Genomic DNA, 19,287 nt, shown 5'->3' on the forward strand with positions numbered 1-19,287 from the left:
CCGTCGCTTCGCTCGGTCACTCGGTCATCCCTCGCGTGTCGTCGCGGCCGGAGCCGCGACTGTCGCGCCACCGCAGGGGCCGGTCGGCGCGTGGGTCACCTCGCGAACGGGCCGGGTCGAACTGTACGCGACCCCGGCCGCATCCACACGATACTTACCTACCCCTCGTCAAGCAGACGTACACGATGCTCCCGGTCGGGTCCCTCCTCGGTTTCGAGTCCACCCTCCTCGTCGCGTACCTCGCGGCGGCGGTGGCGCTCATTCTCGCACCCGGCCCGGACACCATGTACGTCCTCGCCCGCGGCCTCCAGGGACCCGACGCCGGCGTTCGCTCGGCGCTCGGCGTCGCGACCGGCGTCCTCGGACACACGCTCGCGGCCGCACTCGGTGTCTCGGCGCTCCTGAAGACCGCGCCGACCGCGTTCACCCTCCTGAAGTACGCGGGTGCCGTGTACCTGATCTACCTCGCGGCGCAGGCACTCCGCACCGACGAGTTCGACCCGACGACCGAGAGTCACGAGGGCGGGAGCTTCCGGCGCGGCGTGCTCGTGAACGCGCTCAACCCGAAGGTGGCGCTGTTCTTCCTCGCGTTCCTGCCGGGGTTCGCCGGGTCCGGTCCCGGCGCCCCCACACGAATGGCGTTCCTCGGGGCGCTCTACGCCGGTGTCACCGCAGTCTACCTGTCGAGCGTGGCGCTCGCGTCGAACCGGGCCGGGCAGTTGCTCGCCCGGAGTCGGCTCTCACGAGGCCTGCAGTACGTCGCCAGCGCCGTGATGGTCGTGCTCGCGGGGACGCTCGTCGTCTAATCCTCGTCGACGAGCGTCCAGACGTCGACCGCCTCGCCGGTCTCGGGGTCGCGGGTCGACACGGCCTCGAACACCTCTCGGACGGCCGTCTCGGCCTCGGAGACCGACTGCTCGGCGACGTCCCGGTCTTCGAGTACACCCAGCGCGAGCGAGGTGCCGGTCCCGAACACGGCCGGGGAGTCCGCGCGCGCCGCCCCGTCCGCGGAGACGGTCGCAAGCGCCGCACGTCCGTCGTCGTCACGGGTCGCGACGATGGCCTCGGTCCCCGTCTCCGCGGCGACGTCGCTCGCGAGGCGCTCTAACGCCTCGGACCCGACCGCTCCGCGGTCGAGGCGATACGAGCGGAGGGCGTGTTCGAGTTCGTCGGCGAACTCGCCGACGTTCCTGCCGCTGGCGGCGGCGCCAACGTCGCCCTCGTCGGCAGAGAGGTCGAAGACGTGCTCGTAGTCGCGGCTCTTGACGTGTCCGTCTCGAACCTGGAGTCGGTCGCCGGCGACGACGACGCCGTCCCGGCACCGAAGCCCTACGATGGTGCTCATACCGGAAGAGGGGGGCCGACCGTCAAAAGGGGCCGGCCTGCCCGTGCGCGCCGGGTCTCACTCGTCGGCGGCCAGGAGGCTCTCGACGAGTTCCTCTGGCTCGAACCGGGTGAGGTCGTCGTACCCCTGGCCCACCCCCAAGAAGAGGATGGGCTTCCCGGTGACGTAGGCGATGGAGATGGCCGCCCCGCCCTGTGAATCGGCGTCGGCTTTCGTGAGGATGGCGCCGTCGATTTCGGCCGCCTCGTTGAACTTCTTCGCCCGCTGGACGGCGTCCTGCCCGGCGACGGCCTCGTCGACGAACAGCGTCATGTCGGGGTCGACGACGCGGTCGATCTTCTCCAGTTGGGACATCAGGTCGTTCGAGGTGTGGAGCCGCCCGGCCGTGTCCCCGAGGACGACGTCGATGTCGTGCGCCTCGGCGTACTCGACGGCGTCGTAGATGACCGCCGCCGGGTCACCGCCCTGTTCGTGGGTGATGATCTTCTTCCCGAGGTTGTCGGCGTGGCGCTGTATCTGCTCGTTGGCGCCCGCGCGGTAGGTGTCGCCGTTCGCCATGACGGTCGAGATGCCTCGATCTTCGAAGTATCGGGCTAATTTGGCTATCGAGGTGGTCTTGCCGACGCCGTTGACGCCGGTGAAGATGATGGTGACGGGCTTGTCCGCCTCCTGGATTCGAGAGTCGAAGTCGAACTGGCCGACCGAGATGACCTCCAGCAGCGCCTCGGAGAGCGCCTCGGAGACGAGTTCGGCCGTGGTGTCGACCTGCTTGCGCGACTCGCCGATCATCTTCTCGCGGATGGTGTCGAGGATGGCCTCCGCGACGTTCATCTCGACGTCGGACTCGAGGAGCGCCATCTCCAGTTGCCAGAGCGGCTCTTCGAGGTCCTCCTCCTCGATGATGATACGGCCCGTAGCGAACGCCTTGGCGCGCTGGAAGGTGCTGGCGCTCTTGGCCTCCCTGCCGCCGGCGGCGTCCTCGACGGCCGATTCGACACCCTCGGCCGCGAGCGTCTCGTCCGTGGCAGAGTCCGAGAGGTCGACGTCCTCCGGGACGTCCTCGGCCTCGCTCTCGGGAGCGACCTCGGCGTCGGCGTCGTCGACGGCGTCCGTCGCTGCCTCGGTCGTGGTCCGCTCGGTGTCGGCCGCGTCGGCCTGGTCGGGAGACGTGGCCGCGTCGGCGTCGGCGGACACGTCGCGCGCGGCTTCCGACTCGACCGTCCCGTCGGTGGACGCGGCGTCAGTCGAGGAGGCGTCGGCGGACGTCGTCTCGTCCTCGTCCTCGGTGTCGACCGTGTCGTCGGTGTCGACGGCGGCCGTGGCTTCGGCGTCGGCCGCGACCGCGTCGTCGGGTGCGGTCTCGGCCTCAGCGTCGGCCTCGACTTCGGCGTCGGCTTTCTCCTCGGCCGTCTCCTCGACGTCCTTGCGGAAGCTGTTGAGCTTCTCCTTCAGCCCGTCGAACATCTGCGGTTACTCGGCGTCGCCGTCGTCTTCGGCCTGCTGCATCTGCTGCATCTGCTGCATCTGCTGTTGCTGCATCTGCTGTTGCATCTGCTGGGCCTGCTGTTCGAGCTCGGAGCTCTCGTCTTCGAGCTCGTCGATCTCCTCGCGGACCTCGTCGATGCGGTCGTCGAGGGCCTCCTTCTTGTGGTTCAGCGCCTCCGCGGCGGCTTCCTGTTCCTGCTCCGCGGCGTAGTTGGCGCCGAGGTCGACGATGATCTCGTCGATGTCCTGGATCTCCGCGCGGACGTACGCGCCGCCGCCGAGCGGGACCTGCACGGTCGAGCCGGTTTCGAGCGTCTCGATTGCGTCGACGGCCTCTTCGATCTCGTCCTGCTCGTTCTGGTAGTCGTCGATTTCGGCTTCGAGCTCGTCGATCTCGCCCTGGATGGCCTGCAGTTCCTGGGAGAGCTGCTGGAGCTGCTGGTTGCCGCCGCCACCCATCATGCGGCGGTCACCTCCCCGAGTTCGATCCGGGTGCGCTTGAGGTTGTGCTCGCTGCCGAGCTGCGACAGGACGTGCTCGCGAGCGACCGACTCGTTCGGTGCATCGATACTCTTCGTGAACTCTTGGAGCCCGTGCCGGGTCCGGAAGCGGCCGCTCACCGTAAACTGGCTCATGTCTACGCCTGGGAGAAGGAGCGGGAAGAGTCTTCCTACTCGGAGTTGTCGGGTTCGGCGACCGAGAGCGGAATCAGTCGATGTAGTCGAGGGCGTCCTCGATTCGACCGAGTTCGGGGCCGGTGGTGTCCTCGCCGACGACGTAGCCCGTCTCGTTGGCGACGAGACCCGACCCCACCAGCGGCGCGCCGTAGTTTACCGTGCCGATGTCGGCGCGGACGTCGAGCAGTTCCTCGAGCGCTTCGAGTTCCGGCTCTCGCGACTTGGGGTGACAGAGCACGCCGCGGTTGTTCGCGACGGCGGCCGTTCCCACGGTGCGGACGTCCGCGAGGTCGCCGCGTTCGACCGGCACGTCGAGCGCCTCTCGGACGACGGCGACGGCGTCGTCGGAGAGCTCCGGGTGAACGTACGCGCCGTAGTCGTTCGCGAGCACGACGTTGCCGGCGGCGTTGATGCGACCGGGCAGTTCGTACACCGGGAGGTCGGCGGCCTCGACGATGGCTTCGCGCTCGCGCTCCGTCGACCGGCTCGTGACGAGGACTCCGTTCTCGTTGCCGGTCGCGAGCGCGCCGACGGTCGCGGAGCCGCCGACGGTCGTCCCCAGCGTGGGAACGTCGAGTTCCTCGCCGAGCGCGCTGACGAGGTCGGCGTCGGCGTCCGGTCGGACGAGCAGACAGTCGTCCGTCGCGCACGCGAAGACACCGATATACGACGAGCCGGCGAAGGAGACGCGGAGCACGTGTGTTATCGTGCGGGCTCGGCCTCGACGATCGGTTCGCCGTCCTCGACGAACCGTGCGGCGCGGACCCGGAGTTTGCTCGGCGGGTTCTGTTGGCCGCGAGCCCAGACGGTCTCGTTGAGCGACGGGTCCAGACGGACGTCGCTCTCGTCGACGTTGAAGTGCTTCGCGAGGTGCTCGCGGACGAGCGTCATGGCTCGCCCGGCCTGTTCGTGGTCCGGGACGGCCTTCACTTTGCGGAGCGGGACGGTGACGACACGCTCTTCGAAGTCACTGGAGCTCATCGGTTACTCGTCCGTGTCGCTGCGGCGCCAGTTGCGTCGCTTGGGGTTGCGCTGGACCTCCATGTCCGTCTTCATCATGACCCACGCGGGCACCCGGCTGTTCTGCCGCTCGAGCTTGGCCAGCCGCTTCTTCTTGGCCTTCGATTTCTTACCCATAGTGACGGGTACTTCTTGAGCGCCGCATAAAATCTTGTTCTTTCGCGTCTCCGGCGCGAGCGGGCTGGTCGCACGCGACAGGCGAGCGACCGTCGGTGCCGTCTTCGCTCCGGGCTACCAGGGAGTTTCGTATCGTCGCATACGGTGTACGACGGGAAGACAGCGATATCGAGTAAGCCAGCGGAACCGGACTAAAGCGTCCGAATTCGGCTGTGTGGACCCCAACGGGACGGGAGCGGATGCCGGTACGGGACGCAGCGGGAGACCGCTCCCGTCTGAAATGTGCGGCTCGCGGACCGACCGAGGGCGGGCCACAGCACCGGACTGCGGGACGAGACCACGCGGGAGCGAAGGGGGGTGAGCGGACGTCGACGCTGCGCGACGTCCGTCTCGGCGACGACGGTCGGCCGTCGTGGCTCGACTCGTCGGCGTCGACCGAACACCTGACCCCATCGACGCGACCCGCAGATTCCTGTTCACGAGCGCACAGCCGAAGCGACGGCAGTCTCTTCTCGGTGAGAAACCCGTGAATACGGCTTCTGGATGCCGATTTCGTCTCCGAACGCCGAACGGGAACTCCCGAAATATAAACCCGGTACCACGATACGAAACCCCCTGTCGCCGGAACCGCGACGGGCGCCCTCTCGTTTCGTGGCGGACGAACACCGCGAGTTGTGGACGAGAAGGCGCTCGTGGGCCCGAATCACCTTCGACGAGCGTCGTGTACACGTCTCCGACGGTGCAGCGCCAAAATCCTCCGCCGGAACGCCTCAGAGTTCCGTGTCGTCGACGACCTGCTCGCGCACGGGCGACTCGTACGCCGCGAAGCGGTCGAGCAGACCGGTCGGGTCGTCGGTGACGACGAGCAGTTCTCGGTGTCGCGGTTCGACGAAGCCGGCGTCGACCTGCGCGTCGAAGAAGGAGACGAGGCCGTCGTAGTAGCCCGAGACGTTCAACAACCCGCAGGGGTCGGTGTGAAAACCCAACTGGGCCCAGGTGAGCATCTCGACGAGTTCTTCCAGGGTGCCGAACCCCCCGGGGAGGGCGACGAAGCCGTCGGCGAGGTCCGCCATTCGGCGCTTCCGGGTGTGCATCGAGTCGACGACGTGGAGGTCGGTCACCCCCTCGTGGGCGACTTCGCGCTCGAACAGCGCCTCGGGGATGACGCCGATCACCTCGCCGCCGGCGGCGAGCGCGCTGTCGGCGACGGCCCCCATGAGTCCGACGTCGCCGCCGCCGTAGACGAGACCCAGGTCGCGCTCGGCGAGCAGTCGACCGAACGCCCTGGCGGCGTCCACGAAGGCGGGGTCGGTTCCCGGACGTGAGCCACAGTAGACACAGATACGCTCCATACGCCCGGGTCTCGGCGGTCGGATATAAGTCGTCACCGTGTCGGAGCGATTCGATATCGCAACATGTGGTGTATTTTCTCGGAGCGGCAGGCTCGGCGAACGTCCGGAAAACAGCGTTTCGCGTCCCTCGTGACCCGAATCGACGGTATCAGCCGGGAGATGCGGAGTCGCCGCTCGCGCGACACCCCGATGCGGCAGTGACAGGGCGATACGCGGTGCCAGAGGACAGCGGTGACGGAGGGACCCCGACGCGTCTGTTCGTGTACGAGGCGAGGCACCTCGGTGCCACACCGACGTTCGCCGCGACACACCGACCAGTCTGTCGCTGCCGACGGCGCGACCGAGGCGTGAGAGCCGACGGTGGTGGACGGAACGCAACGACCACGGAACGAGTGCGAAGCACCCAGGCGAGAGATGACGAATCCGGCCGTTCAGAGACCTGAACAGCCCGTTCCAGACGGACAAGTCGGTCGGCGGCGGAGCGGGAGGTAAACCGGATAGTGCGATACAGAATCAGGTCGAGACGGCGACCGTGGGCCTCGCCTCCCACCAGACGTCCCGCTCGCGAGGGAACGCAGAACTCCGTCTCGGAAGCGAGAGACAAGTGAGCAGCGACGACCGGGACGAACGGCCGAATCTCAGAGCGGGAACCGCTCGACGGTCGAGTACGACGGCCCGTCGGGCGTCAGGTCCGACCGTTTCAGTCGGACCTCTTCCACCCGGAAGCTCCCGATGGTCGGGTCCTCCTCGCGGACGACCCGCTGGACGGTCTCCTTCCCCCGAGCGTCGTCCATTCGAGCGAGGGTGACGTGCGGGGTGAACGCGTGGTCGTCAGGCTCGAACCCGAGGGGGAGGAGTTCGGCCTGGATCGACTCGTGGAGGCGGTTCATCTCGCCCGTGCCCTGCCGGACGCCGGTCCAGACGACGCTGATGTAGTCGAGCGAGGGGAAGACGCCGAACCCCCCGACGGTCGCCTCGAACGGGCCGACGGCGGCGTCGCGCACGCCGGCTTCGACGGCTCCTTCGACCTCGGCGAGGCGGTCCTCCTCGACGTCTCCGAGGAACGCGAGCGTGACGTGCGCCTGGGTGGAGTCGGTGAGTCGGAGACCGGGCGCGTCGTCGAACCGCCGTTGGGCGTCGACGACCGAGGAGGCGAGTTCGTCCGGGAGGTCGACGGCGACGAAGAGGCGCATATCCCCCGCGACACGTCCGAGACCCAAAACCGTGACGTAACCCTTACCCACCGTGACCGCCAACCGCGAGGTATGACAGACGACGGCGACCCACCGAAGAGACACCGATTCTCGGAGGGACAGGGGGTCGACGCCGACTACGACCAGTTCACCCTCGACCCTCCCGAACTCAAGGTCGACCCGACGAAGGTCGACCCGGTCGACTCCCGCGTCCTCTCCGATATCCTCGACCGTCGAAACATCGACCGCGACGACGTCGAGGTCGGCGACCTCATCGAGGTCGGCCTCTCCTACATGGGGATCAACCGCTTCGAGGAGGCGACCGAGACGTTCGAACGGGCCGCCCGCTTCGCCGAGGAGGACTCGCTCGACGCCCAGGAAGCGTGGGTGAACAAGGGCGTCGCGCACGCCGAATTAGAGGAGTACGACGAGGCCATCGGCGCCTACCAGGAAGCCCTGCGGATCGACGACGACTCCGAGCACGCCGCCTCCGCCGAGACGAATCTGGCGTACGCGCTCTGGGAGTACGGCCACACGGAGCAGGCGCTCGAACACGCCGAGCGCGCGGTCGAAATCGACCCGCGCTTCCCGCAGGCGTGGTACAACCGCGGCTTCTTCCTCTCCGAGCGCGGCCTCTTCGAGGACGCCGTCAACGCATTCGACAACGCCATCCGCCTGGGAATGCGAAGCGCGGAGGTGCTGGAGGAGAAGGCGCTCGCCCTGGAAGAACTCGGCGAGAGCGAGGAGGCCGAACGGGTGCAAGAACGCGCCGACGAACTGCGTGAGAAGCGCGAGGAGCGCCTCGTCGAGGACAACAAGTGATGCTGCTCCGCGAGCGCGACACGCCCGAGGGTCTGTTGGTGTCGGTCTGTGACGCCGACTGCCTCGGCGAGACGTACGAGGAAGGCCCCGTCTCCATCGACGTCACGGAGGACTTCTACGGCGGTGACGAGGCCGAACGGGCGACCGAGGAGGCGGTCGTCGACAGTCTCATGCGAGCGACGACGGCCAACATCGTCGGTGAGAAATCGGTGAGAGTCGCCATCGACGCCGGTATCGTCGACGAGGAGCGCGTCCTCGAAATCGAGGGGACGCTCCACGCGCAACTGCTCTGGCTGCGGTGAGGGGTGGAGAGGTCACCGCGTCGGTCTGAGGACACGCCACGCGATTCTCGGGCGCAACAGCGATGTCGGGGGACGCTCCATCGTGAGGACGCGCACGAACGCGTCGGTCAGCCTGCCGTCGGTGTGAGCGTGGCGGAGCAGTCGACCCAGATACCAGTTGAAGAAGGCCGTCCCGCGCGGCTTCTGTCCCCGTGTCTCGGGAAACCCGAAGTCGGCTCCGACCGCCAGCGACCACGCGATGTCGACGACGCTCGCTGCCCGGTCGAAGAACCGACCCGGGAGGTTCGTCGAGTCGGACGCCAGCGCGTGGTGGAGCACCAGCGCTTCGAGCGCGGCGACCGACATGCCTTGTGCGTACACCGGATTGAAACTCGCCACCGCGTCGCCAACGACAAGCAGGCCCTCCGGGAACCGGTCGAGGGTCTCGTAGCGGTGGCGGCGGTTCGACGGGAACCGGTAGGAGTGGACCCCCTCGGTGGTCCACTCGTGTTCGTCGACGAGTCGGGCCAGTTCGGGCACCGGGAGGCGCGCCGCGTAGCCGGCGAACCCTTCGCGGTCCGTCGGCGGCGTCTCGCCGTGGACGCCCGAGAGGTTCACGATCCAGCGGTCCCCATCGACAGGGGCGGCCATGCCACCGCGGGTACGGGGGGCCGAGGGCGGGACGAGGTACGTCCGGGTGTCGCCGGCGGGCCGGTCGAGGAACGCCGTGCTGTAGGCCACGTCGATGGTCACCTCGTCGACCGAGGGCGGGGCGTAGCCGTGCGTCTCCAGCCAGGCCGGGGTCCGACTCGTCCGGCCGCTGGCGTCGACGACCAGGTCCGCCGGAAGCTCCTCGGACCCGGTGTTCGAACGAACCACGACGCCCTCGACGGTCGTCCCGGCGTCGTCGAGGCAGTACTCGGTACAGAGGCAGTTCGTCCGGAGGGAGACGCCGTCGTGGGCGGCGACGTGCCGTCGGACGACGTGTTCGAACAGCGGCCGAGTCGCCGAGACGGTCTCCATCGACACCGGTCCCTCGGCGAGGAAGTCGCCCTCGTTGTAGAAGTCGACGCCGCGCGTGAAGTCGGTCACCACGCCGCCGCCGGCGACCACGTCCTCGACACAGCCCGGCAGGAGGTCCGCCATCGTCGCCCGACCGGCCTCCAGCAGGGCGTGAGGGTGTGGCCCCTGCGGCACGCCTCGTCGCGCGGTTGGTTCGTCGGGCAGACTGTCGCGGTCGAGGACGGTGACCGACTCGAACGCGTCGGCGAGGACGCGCGCCGCGAACAGACCGGCCATGCCCGCGCCCACCACCACCGCGTGGTCGCCCCGCTCGGACACCCGGGTGCCGTCGTAGCCCGGAATCGTGCTCAGCGTCATGACGGACTGTCGTCGGCGAGACAGTATAGCCGTATTCAGCACGGGGTTACTGTAAGGAATGTATCAAGAGCTGCGAGAACTCAGTCGCACACGTCGACAACCGTTCCAGTGTCGTCGAGGAGAAAGCGGATCCGGTCCCCGTCGTGACGGACGGTGAGTCGGAGCGTCACCGGTTCGGTCGAGACGAGGTCCTCCGCCCAGTGGAGTCCGCGAGCGATGCCCGCCCAGGTGGCAGGAACGTGTTCGACCCCGTGGTCGTAGTAGAACGACACCAGGGCGGGGTGATGGCTGACCACCGCGTAACTGGGACAGCGCCAGGCGAACTTGCACGTGGTGCAGACGAACCGGACGACGCCGAGGAACGACGAGCCACACGCCTCGCAGACCCCGCCGTCCGGGTCGTGGTCCTCGCAGACGGCGAGCGCGGCGTCGACGGCACCGCCGCACTCGGGGCAGACGCCCCGGGTCATCGTCTCGAAGCGGTGGATGGAGTAGACGATGGTGGCGGCGAGGACTCCGTCGGGGTCGCGGTCGCGGAGGCCCGCGGGCGGGAGGCTGAAGCCGAAGAGTTCGCCCCCGCGCCGGGGCCAGTACCCCTCACAGGCGGTACACCGCACCCAGGTCGTCCCGTCCTCGTAGTCGATGGCCATCCGCGCGCCACACCGCTCACAGGCCGCGTCGACCGGGGTGGGTTCGAGCACCGGGTCGCCCGTGACGCCCCCGGCGACGACCGCCCGGGCGAGTTTGAGCCCCGGCGCGGTCAGTTCGTATCCCCCTTCGGTTCGTCGGACGAAGTGTTCGGTCAGCCTCCCCAGATGGTAGTTGAAGTTCCCGGTGTCGGCGACGTCGACCCGGTCGAAGAGTTCGGAGAAGGGAACCGCGTTGTCGGTCGCGTTCGGGTCGTACCGCTCCCACAGCGCCTGCAGGATGCCGAGTCGCGTCTCGTCGCCCAGAAGCCCGAAGACGCTGTCGGGCGACCGCGTCGCGGCCTCTCCCTCCTCCCTGAACGTCATGTGTTCACGTACCACGAACCGGACGATAAAGCTCCGGACACGCAGGCCCCCGTTCGACGGCGCTCGGCGCTCGGTGAGGGACCAGTACCACAGGCGACCGTACGAACTCATCTGGGTCGAGAACGTACGCGCGGTATGACACCCTCCAGCGCCCTCCTGTTCAGGCTCGACCTCGTCGTCGGCGCGCTCGTCCTCGTCGCGCTCGCGCTCGTGCTCCTCGCCGTCGCCGTGAACCCGGTCGTCGGGGTCGTTGGAGGGCTGATCCTGCTCGGCGTCGTCCTCGTGGGCGTCTACAGCTATCTGAACGGCGTTCGCGCGTACGCCGAAGCGACCACGGGGAACGCGTCACGGTAACTCGTTCGGACCCGACGCAACCACGTGTCGTTACATTTCGCGTGTCGGACCGAAGGTGTGTTGTTGTTCGAGTCTTTAGGTATCCCTAATGGAAACGCAGGAATCGTACCCCCTCGACGTCGAGGCCATCCGGGAGCAGTTCCCGATCCTCGGCCGGAAGGTCGGCGGCGACCCGGAGACGCCCGGGGAGGGACCCGACGACACCGTCCCCCTCGTCTACCTGGACAACGCCGCGACGAGTCACACGCCCGAGTCGGTGGTAGAGGCCATCTGCGACTACTACCGCGGCTACAACTCGAACGTCCACCGGGGCATCCATCACCTGAGCCAGGAGGCCTCGGTCGCGTACGAGCAGGCCCACGACCGCGTCGCCGAGTTCATCGGGGCCGACGGGAGAGAAGAGATCGTCTTCACGAAGAACACCACGGAGTCGATGAACCTCGTCGCCTACGCGTGGGGTCTGTCGGAACTCGGCCCGGGCGACTCGGTGGTGCTCACCGAGATGGAACACCACGCCTCGCTCGTGACGTGGCAACAGATCGCGAAGAAAACCGGCGCTGAGGTCCGGTACATCCGCGTCGACGAGGACGGCTACCTCGACATGGACCACGCGCGCGACCTCATCGACGACTCGACCGAGATGGTCTCCGTCGTGCACATCTCGAACACCCTCGGCACCGTCAACCCCGTCTCGGAACTGGCGGACGTAGCCCACGAGGTCGGCGCGTACGTCTTCGTCGACGGGGCGCAGTCGGTCCCCACGAGGCCCGTCGATGTCGAAGAGATCGACGCCGACTTCTTCGCCTTCTCGGGCCACAAGATGTGCGGTCCGACCGGTATCGGCGTCCTCTACGGGAAGGAACACCTCTTAGACGAGATGCAGCCGTATCTCTACGGCGGGAGCATGATCCGTTCTGTCACCTACGACGACTCGACGTGGGAGGACCTCCCGTGGAAGTTCGAGGCCGGTACGCCCCCCATCGCTCAGGGCGTCGCGCTCCACGCCGCCGTCGACTACCTCGACGACCTGGGGATGGACAAGGTCCAGGCCCACGAGGACCACCTCGTCGAGTACGCGTACGACCGACTGACCGAGTTCGACGACGTCACCATCTACGGCCCGCCGGGCGACGACAGGGGTGGGCTGGTGTCGTTCAACCTCGACTCGGTCCACGCCCACGACCTCTCTTCCATCCTGAACGACCACGGCGTGGCGATTCGCGCCGGCGACCACTGCACCCAGCCGCTGCACGACAAACTCGGGGCTGCGGCCTCCGCGCGCGCCTCCTTCTACATCTACAACACGCGCGAGGAAGTGGACGCGCTGGTCGACGCTGTCGACGAGGCTCGGCAGTTGTTCGCCTGAGACTCGTCGTCGGTGGTTTTCGAGTCGGCGAGTCGGCCAGTGGGTAGGACGCATCGTTTGTGACAGAAGCGGGAGGTAGCTCTCGTGTCGAGGCTGTCGGTGGTTGCGTGACAGGGTACGAACACCGTGTCTCTCGCACACCCAGCGAATTTTCACGGACTGGGAACACCCGGGAGAGTATATGCACCCGCCGGTCGGGACACGAGACCGGTTTTCAGCCGGTGGGAAGCTGGTCGGATTTATACCCCTCTTCACCCGCAACCCGCACATGTGAGGTGAGACCGATGGCGTACCAACCCGAGACGCGGCTGAAGAACGAGTTCGCGTTCGAAGCTGACGGCCCGCTCGCGGCCTACTGGATGGCGATGCTGCGCGTCCTGACCGGCTGGTGGTTCTTCCACGCCGGCGTGACGAAGCTCATCGAGGACGGCCTCGCGTTCACCGCCGGTCCGGCCTACCTGAAAGGGATGACCGGCACGGCGCTCGGTCCCATCCCCGTCTGGACGGGCACCCACCTCGCGTGGCTCATCGAACCCGGCGTCCCGCTGTTCGAGACGCTCATCGGGCTGGCGCTGATGGTCGGTGCCCTGACCCGATTGGCGGCCTTCGGCGGGGTCGTCTTCATGACCCTGTTCTGGGTCGGCAACGCCGAATTCGGCCACGGCCTGGTCAACAGCGACCTGATGGGCCTGCTGCTGTTCGTCACGATGATCGTGCTCGCGGCGGGGCGGTACTACGGGCTCGACGCGATCATCGAGAAGACCCGCCTGGTGAACGCACACCCGAAGCTCCGGTACCTGCTCGGCTGAGGAGGTGACCACAGATGCAACCACAAGACACCGTCGACAGACTCGCACTGGGACTGGCCGGCGCCACGATGCTCGTCGGCGTCGTCGTCCTCGGTATCGTCGAAATTCTCGCGGGACAGCCCTACGGGGCGGCCCCCGTGACGAACGAGGCGGGCGAAGTCGTCGCCACCCCGGCGGTCGACCCCGTGCTCCGGACCGGCCTCGTCGTCGCGGGCCTCGTGGTGCTGTTCCTCTGGGGCCTCTACAGGATGACGCTGGCCGAGGGGACCGACAGAGAGGAGCGGGCGGGCGCGCCCGCGAACACGTGACGTGCGCGCGGAGTCCGTCCTGAACCGGCACTTCTCGCTCGCGTACCCGACGTGAGTCCGAGCGGCCGAACCGTTTTTGGAGTCCGGCCGTGGCATGAACCCATGCAGTCATCCGTCGGTTTTCTCGCAGAACTCGTCGAGGAGACGGTCATCGGTATCCAGCAGAGCCTCATCGATGCGGTCCCGAATCTCATCATGGCGCTGGTCTTCGTCACCGTCGCCTACGTCGGAATCAAGATCGTTCTCCGAGTGGTCCGCGGAACGCTCGACGCGATTTACCCCGACGAACAGGACCTCATCGTGAACCTCGCGACGACCGTCGTCGGGGTGTTCCTCTGGTTCACGGTGGCGCTCACCCTCCTGAACATACTCGGGATGGGCGACATCGCCGCGAGCCTCGGGACGGCCGCCGGCTTCATCGCGCTGGGGGTCTCCTACGCGCTGTCGAGCATGATCGCCGACACCGTCGCCGGCGTCTACCTGCTTCGAGACCCCGATTTCAACCCCGGTGACCGCGTCACGGCCGACGAGACCACCGGCAAAGTGACCGACATCGGTCTGCGCAAGAGCCGGTTCGAACTGGACGGCGGCGAAACCGTCGTGGTCGCCAACAGCGCCGTCGAGAAGAAGTGGACGCTGGAGGACGAGTCGCTCGCGACGGCGACGGCGGACGAGTCGAGCGGCTGAGAGCCACGGAGCCCCGACGACGCGCGGCCGACGCCGAAAGCGTATCGTCGCTCGCGTGGTACGTGAACACATGTCTATCAGACAGGCGACACGGGAAGACGTCGACGCCGTCCGAGCGGTCGCGGAGCGGTCCTGGCGAACCGACTACCGGCCCGCACTGACCCGAGAGACGGTCGAGACGGCCGTCAACGACTGGTACGCGCCCGAACGCATCGAGGCCGAACTCGGGGCGGAGCGGACGCTCGTGCTCGTCGCGGAAGCGGACGAAATCGTCGGGTTCTCCCACGCGACGTGGAGCGACGAGGACGCGACGGGGTACATCCTCCGCATTTACGTGGACCCCGACCACCGGCGCGAGCGGATCGGCCGCGCGTTGCTCGAACGAACGTGTGCCGACCTCGGGGCCGAGGGCGTCGAACGGATCAACGCGATGGTGCTCGCGGCGAACGAACCCGGGGCCGACTTCTACGAGCACTTCGGCTTCGAGTTCGCCGACGAGCGGACGACCACCATCGGCGAGGAGACTTACCCGGAGCGAAGGTACGTGCTCGAATCGGGGTCGGACGGGGGGTTCGTCTGATCCGGTCGAGCGCGTCGACGGGTCGCGGGTCGGTACGACCACAGAAATCGGTGGAGAGCGCGGGAGAGAGCGCTTCGGTCGGTCGAAGACGAACCGGATTCACCGGACGCGAGGAGGCGATATCGGTGGCTGTGGGCAGTGGCGGAACTGTTTTACAGCGCTCTTCCCTAGCGTGAAACACAATGGGCCTGGGCTCGGACATGTACCGGCAGCAGATCCTCGACCACTACAAGAACCCCCGGAACTACGGGGAACTCGAGGACCCGACGTTCACCCACACGGGCGAGAACCCCTCGTGTGGCGACACCATCCGCGTCGACATCCAACTCGAAGACGACGGCGAGACCATCGAGTACGCCTCGTTCAGTGGCGACGGCTGTGCCATCTCGCAGGCGTCGGCGTCGATGCTCACCTCGCGACTGCAGGGGATGACGCTCGACGAACTCGCCGACCTCGACACCGACGACGTCACGGAGATGCTCGGCGTCGACATCAGCCCGATGCGCATCAAGTGCGCCGTCCTCGCGCGACAGGTCGCCCAGGACGGCGCCCGCATCCACACGGGCGAACTCGAAATCGACCGGACGACGACCGAAGACTAGCTTCGCTGCCCGTACAGGTCGAGGTTCCGCGCGCCGAACCGGAGTTCTCCCGTGTCTCGCTGACGCTTCCGTGCAGTGAGCCACGCGTCCACCGTCTCGTCCGAGAGCCTCCCGCGGACCGCGTCGGCGACGGTGTCGACGAGGACGGCGAGAAAGTACGCCTCGTCCGCGGGGTACGACTTGCTCTCATCGCCCGCTCCTTCGCCCGCCCGGTCCGTGGGCTCGACGCACCAGTCCGAGTCGCCGACCGAGACGAGGTCGACGCCGAAGTCGGGGAGGAGCGTTCGGAGCCGTCGACCGGCGCGCGCGCCCAGTCGGTCACCCTCGCCGTCGCCGACCATCGTCGCGTGGTACGCGTCGAGAACGGCGTCGTCGGCCGGGTGCGGGGGCGAGAAGGCGGTGCCGCCGTCGAACGTGATGGGGAAGTAGACGGGACCGCCGGCGGCGACGCCGCTCACGAGTCGCTCGACGTCGGGAGGCGAGAGGAGGTCGACGAACGCCTGCGCGACGAGGACGTCCCACCCCCGGGAAGCGACCGCGAGCGCGTCGCCGGCGACGAGGTAGACGTCGATGCGGGCCGGGCCGGAGAGGCGGATGGCCGCGACGGTGGTGGCCCCGTCGACGTCGGGAACGGGCCCGGGTGCGAGCGAGGGGTCGGCGAGCGACGCGCTGAACCCTTCCTCGCGCGCGGCTTCGAGAACGCGCTCGCGGGCCGTCGCGAGGAGGTCGGGGTCGGTGTCGACGGCGACGTAGGTGCAGTCGGGGAGGTCCTCCCACGAGAGGAACCGTCGGCAGAACGCCGCGGTGCCCGCGCCGGCTTCGAGGATTCGCGGCTCGCGCTGTGTGAGGACGTCGTCGCGAAACCGCGCGAGGACCTCCCGGTTCAGCGCGCGGTCGTCGACCGTCGCCTTCGCGGAGAGGTACCGCTCGAAGTCGCCCTTCACGCTGCCTCCGGCGTGGGCGTGACTGACTCATCCGCCAACCGGGACAGGAACGACCGGACCCGCTCTGCCGTCTCCTCCCACGGCGGGTGTGCGTGGTACCGGTTGAGTGCGGCCCGGCCCATCCGGGCGAGGCGCGTTCTGTCCCCGGCGAGCGCCGACAGCGCCGCGGCGACGGCACCCACGCCCTCGGGCGGGACGAGAAAGCCCGTCTCGCCGTGGGTGACGAGGTCGGTCGCCCCGCCCGAGTGAGTCACCACCGCGGGGAGGCCGAACCCCATGCCTTCGAGCGCGGCGATGCCGAACCCCTCGTGTCGGGAAGGAAGCGCGAGGACGTGGCTCCGGCGGAGTACGTCCGCGAGGTCCGCCGTTTCGAGAGGCCCCGCGAGGGTGACGCGGTCGGCGACGCCGCGACGGCGACACCGGCTTCGAACCCGCGCGGCGTACCGCTCGTCCGGTTGCGGGCCGACGAGCGTGGCCTCCCACGGGTCGTCGAGCGCCGCGAGCGCGTCGACGAGCGCGAGCGGCCGCTTGCGCGGGACGACCGACCCGAGGAAGACGACCCGAAACGGCGTCTCGGTCGATCGGGCGTCGACGTCCTCCCCGGAGACGTCGGGGTCGAACTGGTCCGCCGTGGGGGGCGCAACGAGCGTCGGGAGCGGCGACGGAGAGAGCGTCTCGACCGCGCGTTCGGTCGCCGAACTCGTGCAGACGGCGGCGTCGACGCGGGCGAGAAAGCGGCGTTCGAGCGCGCGGGCGACGGGTGCTTCGGGACCGCCCTCGTCGCACCGGAGGTGGTGGACGAGGGCGACGACGGGCGTGTCGTCTCCGGGCGACCGACCACAGCGCGGGGCGAACGTCGGGTGGGCGAGTTCGTCGACGACGACCACGTCGGCCTGGTTCGAAAACCGTGATAGCGGGGTGGTGGGGGCGTCGGCGACGGCCAGCGGATAGCGCCGCCAGGGGACCGAGTGGACGGTCACGTCGTCCGTCTCTCGGAGCGAGGCGACGAGGCGGCGGTCGTACCGGAACCCGCCGGAGGTGGTGTCGAAGTCGCCGGGGACGACGAAGGCGACCCGCATCTACGAGGAGGGAGCGGCGGCGTAGGCGGCGTTGGCGACGTCGTCCTCCCACATGGTGACGGTGAGGCGGTCGACGCCCCCGGTGGAGACCTCCTCGGAGAGACGCTCGTGGACGACGCGGGCGAACCGCTCGACGCTCGGGTTGTACCCCTCGAACTCCGGGAGGTCGTTGAGCGTCTCGTCCGAGTACCGCGCTTCGATAGCGTCGAGGGCGGCCTCCACCTCGTCGATGTCGACGAGGTAGTCGTACTCGTTCAACTCCTCGCCGGCGAGTTCGACCTCGACGCGGAAGTGGTGCGAGTGGAGGTCGCCCTCGGGCCCGGGATTCGGGACGGTGAGGAAGTGCTGGGCGATGAGCGGGCGGACGACGGTGACGGTGTACATGCGCAGGGCGTTGGGGGAGCGGTTGTAAAGGTGCGTCTCGTGTGGTGTGCGGCCGCATCGTTCGGGACGGGGAGAGTTCGGTGGTGGTCGTGTGGGAGTGGATTCGTCGCCCAAGAGAGGAGTGACGACGCGAACACCGCACGACACGCGCGGAGGAGCCACGTCCTCCCGCACCGTTTCAGCGGTGGCGTGCGGCGAACGAACGGCGCGGAGACACCGAACTGGGGAGGAGCGAGGCAGACACCGCGCGACCATCGTCTTCGTGCGCTCTCCGTCGTCGCGAGCCCCGAACCCGCCGACTGCATCGTGAACGCCGACGCTATCGACTGCTATCGATTCGTTCACCCACACTCGTCCCGACCGGACCATCGCCGACGGCGCCTGCGATGCGGAGCGTCGACGACAGCGAGGATCAGTACTCGAAGAGCACCTGCAGCGCCTCGTCGGGCGACTCGTCGAGCAGTCGGTACGCGTCCGGCGCACTCTCGACGGGAAGCCGGTGCGTCACCAGCCGCGACGGTTCGAGGTCCGCGAGGAGGTCGAGCACGAGACCCATTCTCCGTTCTTTGTCCCACCGGCCCGCGTGCGCCGGGTCGATGCGCGAAACCTGGCTGGCCTGCAGGCGGATGTGGCTGCGGTGGAAGCGACCGCCGAGGCCGAGTTCGGTTGGCTTCGCGCCGTACCACGAGCCGATCACGACGCGGCCGTCGTCGCCGGTGGTATCGAGCGCCGCGTCGAGGGCGGCGGGGTTGCCGGACACCTCGAAGGAGATGTCGGCGCGGCCGTCACCGGTATCGAACGACTCGCCGGCGGCGTCGGGCGCGAGCGAGGCGTCGGCACCCAGCGACAGCGAGCGTTCCCGGCGGGCGGCGTAGTGGTCGAACGTCACGAGCTTCGAGAGCGGATGGCGCGCGAGCAGTGCCGTCGTGAGGAGGCCGACGACGCCCTGTCCGAACACCGCGGCGCGCTCGCCGATGCGGGGGCGGCCGTCCATGACGAGACTCACCGCCGTCTCGACCATCGCGAGGAGGGCGGCGTCCTCGTCGGTGACGCCCGCGGGCAGGCGGACGAGCGTGGACGGGTCGACGCAGAAGTGACTGGCATGGGGATGAAAGGCGAAGACGCGCCGGCCAACCCAGTCGTCGGTGACGTCGGCGCCGGCGGCCGTGACCCGTCCGACGGTGGCGTAGCCGTACGACAGCGGGTAGGTAGCGGTGTGTCCGAGTCCGTCGATGGTCTCGTCGAGCGGGAGGTCCGCCGGGACCTGGTCGCGGTAGACGAGCAGTTCCGTCCCCGGGCTGACCGCAGAGAGCGACGCTTCGACCCGGACCTCGTCGGAGGCGGGCGTCTCGACGGGCGTTCGGACCACTTCGACTCGGCGAGGGGCGACGAAGCGCACCCGTCGCGCCGCGCCGTCGCCGCCACCGCCGACGTCCGCTCCGCTCTCGGCGGTCATCGCGTGCCCCCGGACCACCGCGTCCTCCCGTGC

General features: G+C 68.4%; 25 protein-coding genes. 10 read left to right on the top strand and 15 right to left on the bottom strand.

Annotated elements, in window-relative coordinates:
* Window positions 1–185 precede the first annotated feature (185 nt).
* Window positions 186–806 carry a LysE family translocator gene (locus C2R22_RS19760; RefSeq protein ID WP_103427288.1) on the top strand — a complete coding sequence of 207 codons (621 nt, stop codon included), beginning with the start codon at window positions 186–188 and terminating at the stop codon, window positions 804–806.
* On the opposite strand, the gene C2R22_RS19765 is transcribed toward C2R22_RS19760, so the two are convergent.
* The 9 genes from C2R22_RS19765 to thpR form a co-directional block, all read right to left on the bottom strand.
* Entirely contained in the window at window positions 803–1,345 is a 543-nt protein-coding gene (locus C2R22_RS19765; RefSeq protein WP_103427289.1) for an Ntn hydrolase family protein, read from the bottom strand. The two genes, C2R22_RS19760 and C2R22_RS19765, sit on opposite strands and share 4 nt — an antisense overlap.
* 57 nt (window positions 1,346–1,402) lie before the next feature.
* Complete coding sequence (gene ftsY, locus C2R22_RS19770; protein ID WP_103427290.1) at window positions 1,403–2,809, bottom strand: signal recognition particle-docking protein FtsY; 1,407 nt, start codon at window positions 2,807–2,809, stop codon at window positions 1,403–1,405.
* 6 nt (window positions 2,810–2,815) lie between these two features.
* Window positions 2,816–3,289: a prefoldin subunit alpha gene (pfdA, locus tag C2R22_RS19775; protein ID WP_103427291.1), complete on the bottom strand. Its 474-nt coding sequence runs from the start codon at window positions 3,287–3,289 to the stop codon at window positions 2,816–2,818.
* Complete coding sequence (rpl18a, locus tag C2R22_RS19780; RefSeq protein ID WP_103427292.1) at window positions 3,289–3,465, bottom strand: 50S ribosomal protein L18Ae; 177 nt, start codon at window positions 3,463–3,465, stop codon at window positions 3,289–3,291. Before rpl18a ends, pfdA begins: the two co-directional genes overlap by 1 nt.
* 73 nt (window positions 3,466–3,538) lie before the next feature.
* Entirely contained in the window at window positions 3,539–4,204 is a 666-nt protein-coding gene (locus C2R22_RS19785) for a translation initiation factor IF-6 (protein WP_103427293.1), read from the bottom strand.
* A 5-nt stretch (window positions 4,205–4,209) separates the two neighbouring features.
* Window positions 4,210–4,488 (bottom strand): 50S ribosomal protein L31e, encoded by a 279-nt coding sequence (locus C2R22_RS19790; protein WP_103427294.1) that lies wholly within the window; start codon window positions 4,486–4,488, stop codon window positions 4,210–4,212.
* Window positions 4,489–4,491: 3 nt separating this feature from the next.
* Complete coding sequence (locus C2R22_RS19795) at window positions 4,492–4,644, bottom strand: 50S ribosomal protein L39e (protein WP_103427295.1); 153 nt, start codon at window positions 4,642–4,644, stop codon at window positions 4,492–4,494.
* A gap of 770 nt (window positions 4,645–5,414) precedes the next feature.
* Window positions 5,415–5,996 carry an LOG family protein gene (locus C2R22_RS19800; protein ID WP_103427296.1) on the bottom strand — a complete coding sequence of 194 codons (582 nt, stop codon included), beginning with the start codon at window positions 5,994–5,996 and terminating at the stop codon, window positions 5,415–5,417.
* A gap of 638 nt (window positions 5,997–6,634) precedes the next feature.
* Window positions 6,635–7,189 (bottom strand): RNA 2',3'-cyclic phosphodiesterase, encoded by a 555-nt coding sequence (gene thpR / locus C2R22_RS19805; RefSeq protein ID WP_103427297.1) that lies wholly within the window; start codon window positions 7,187–7,189, stop codon window positions 6,635–6,637.
* 72 nt (window positions 7,190–7,261) lie between these two features.
* Here thpR and C2R22_RS19810 point away from each other — a divergent pair, with 72 nt between their 5' ends.
* Complete coding sequence (locus C2R22_RS19810) at window positions 7,262–8,011, top strand: tetratricopeptide repeat protein (RefSeq protein ID WP_103427298.1); 750 nt, start codon at window positions 7,262–7,264, stop codon at window positions 8,009–8,011.
* A complete protein-coding gene (locus C2R22_RS19815; RefSeq protein ID WP_103427299.1) occupies window positions 8,011–8,313 on the top strand; it encodes a DUF424 domain-containing protein in 303 nt (100 codons plus the stop codon). Before C2R22_RS19810 ends, C2R22_RS19815 begins: the two co-directional genes overlap by 1 nt.
* Before the next feature lie 12 nt (window positions 8,314–8,325).
* Here C2R22_RS19815 and C2R22_RS19820 read toward each other — a convergent pair whose 3' ends face one another.
* Window positions 8,326–9,672 (bottom strand): FAD-dependent oxidoreductase, encoded by a 1,347-nt coding sequence (locus tag C2R22_RS19820; RefSeq protein ID WP_103427300.1) that lies wholly within the window; start codon window positions 9,670–9,672, stop codon window positions 8,326–8,328.
* Window positions 9,673–9,752: 80 nt separating this feature from the next.
* Window positions 9,753–10,685 (bottom strand): winged helix-turn-helix domain-containing protein, encoded by a 933-nt coding sequence (locus C2R22_RS19825; RefSeq protein ID WP_162562576.1) that lies wholly within the window; start codon window positions 10,683–10,685, stop codon window positions 9,753–9,755.
* 135 nt (window positions 10,686–10,820) lie between these two features.
* Here C2R22_RS19825 and C2R22_RS19830 point away from each other — a divergent pair, with 135 nt between their 5' ends.
* The 7 genes from C2R22_RS19830 to sufU all read left to right on the top strand — a co-directional run bounded on the left by C2R22_RS19830 (window position 10,821) and on the right by sufU (window position 15,391).
* On the top strand, window positions 10,821–11,039 hold the full coding sequence (locus tag C2R22_RS19830; RefSeq protein WP_103427302.1) for a hypothetical protein: 219 nt from the start codon (window positions 10,821–10,823) through the stop codon (window positions 11,037–11,039).
* A gap of 88 nt (window positions 11,040–11,127) precedes the next feature.
* Entirely contained in the window at window positions 11,128–12,405 is a 1,278-nt protein-coding gene (sufS, locus tag C2R22_RS19835) for a bifunctional cysteine desulfurase/selenocysteine lyase SufS (protein ID WP_103427303.1), read from the top strand.
* A gap of 284 nt (window positions 12,406–12,689) precedes the next feature.
* Window positions 12,690–13,214 (top strand): DoxX family protein, encoded by a 525-nt coding sequence (locus C2R22_RS19840; protein WP_103427304.1) that lies wholly within the window; start codon window positions 12,690–12,692, stop codon window positions 13,212–13,214.
* 14 nt (window positions 13,215–13,228) lie between these two features.
* The gene (locus C2R22_RS19845; protein ID WP_103427305.1) at window positions 13,229–13,522 is read left to right on the top strand and encodes a hypothetical protein; all 294 of its coding nucleotides are present in this window, start codon (window positions 13,229–13,231) and stop codon (window positions 13,520–13,522) included.
* A gap of 102 nt (window positions 13,523–13,624) precedes the next feature.
* Entirely contained in the window at window positions 13,625–14,209 is a 585-nt protein-coding gene (locus C2R22_RS19850; RefSeq protein ID WP_103427306.1) for a mechanosensitive ion channel domain-containing protein, read from the top strand.
* Window positions 14,210–14,279: 70 nt separating this feature from the next.
* The gene (locus C2R22_RS19855) at window positions 14,280–14,789 is read left to right on the top strand and encodes a GNAT family N-acetyltransferase (RefSeq protein WP_103427307.1); all 510 of its coding nucleotides are present in this window, start codon (window positions 14,280–14,282) and stop codon (window positions 14,787–14,789) included.
* Window positions 14,790–14,971: 182 nt separating this feature from the next.
* Window positions 14,972–15,391 carry a Fe-S cluster assembly sulfur transfer protein SufU gene (gene sufU, locus C2R22_RS19860; protein ID WP_103427308.1) on the top strand — a complete coding sequence of 140 codons (420 nt, stop codon included), beginning with the start codon at window positions 14,972–14,974 and terminating at the stop codon, window positions 15,389–15,391.
* Here sufU and C2R22_RS19865 read toward each other — a convergent pair.
* From C2R22_RS19865 to C2R22_RS19880, 4 genes are all read right to left on the bottom strand, one after another.
* Window positions 15,388–16,335 carry a class I SAM-dependent methyltransferase gene (locus tag C2R22_RS19865; RefSeq protein WP_103427309.1) on the bottom strand — a complete coding sequence of 316 codons (948 nt, stop codon included), beginning with the start codon at window positions 16,333–16,335 and terminating at the stop codon, window positions 15,388–15,390. The two genes, sufU and C2R22_RS19865, sit on opposite strands and share 4 nt — an antisense overlap.
* Window positions 16,332–17,414, bottom strand: coding sequence for a glycosyltransferase family 4 protein (locus C2R22_RS19870; protein ID WP_103427310.1), 1,083 nt, complete (start codon window positions 17,412–17,414; stop codon window positions 16,332–16,334). Before C2R22_RS19870 ends, C2R22_RS19865 begins: the two co-directional genes overlap by 4 nt.
* Window positions 17,415–17,798, bottom strand: coding sequence for a 6-pyruvoyl trahydropterin synthase family protein (locus C2R22_RS19875; protein WP_103427311.1), 384 nt, complete (start codon window positions 17,796–17,798; stop codon window positions 17,415–17,417).
* Window positions 17,799–18,210: 412 nt separating this feature from the next.
* Complete coding sequence (locus C2R22_RS19880) at window positions 18,211–19,254, bottom strand: zinc-dependent alcohol dehydrogenase (protein ID WP_109745705.1); 1,044 nt, start codon at window positions 19,252–19,254, stop codon at window positions 18,211–18,213.
* Window positions 19,255–19,287 lie beyond the last annotated feature (33 nt).

This window comes from Salinigranum rubrum, from assembly GCF_002906575.1.
GTDB classification, from domain to species: domain Archaea; phylum Halobacteriota; class Halobacteria; order Halobacteriales; family Haloferacaceae; genus Salinigranum; species Salinigranum rubrum.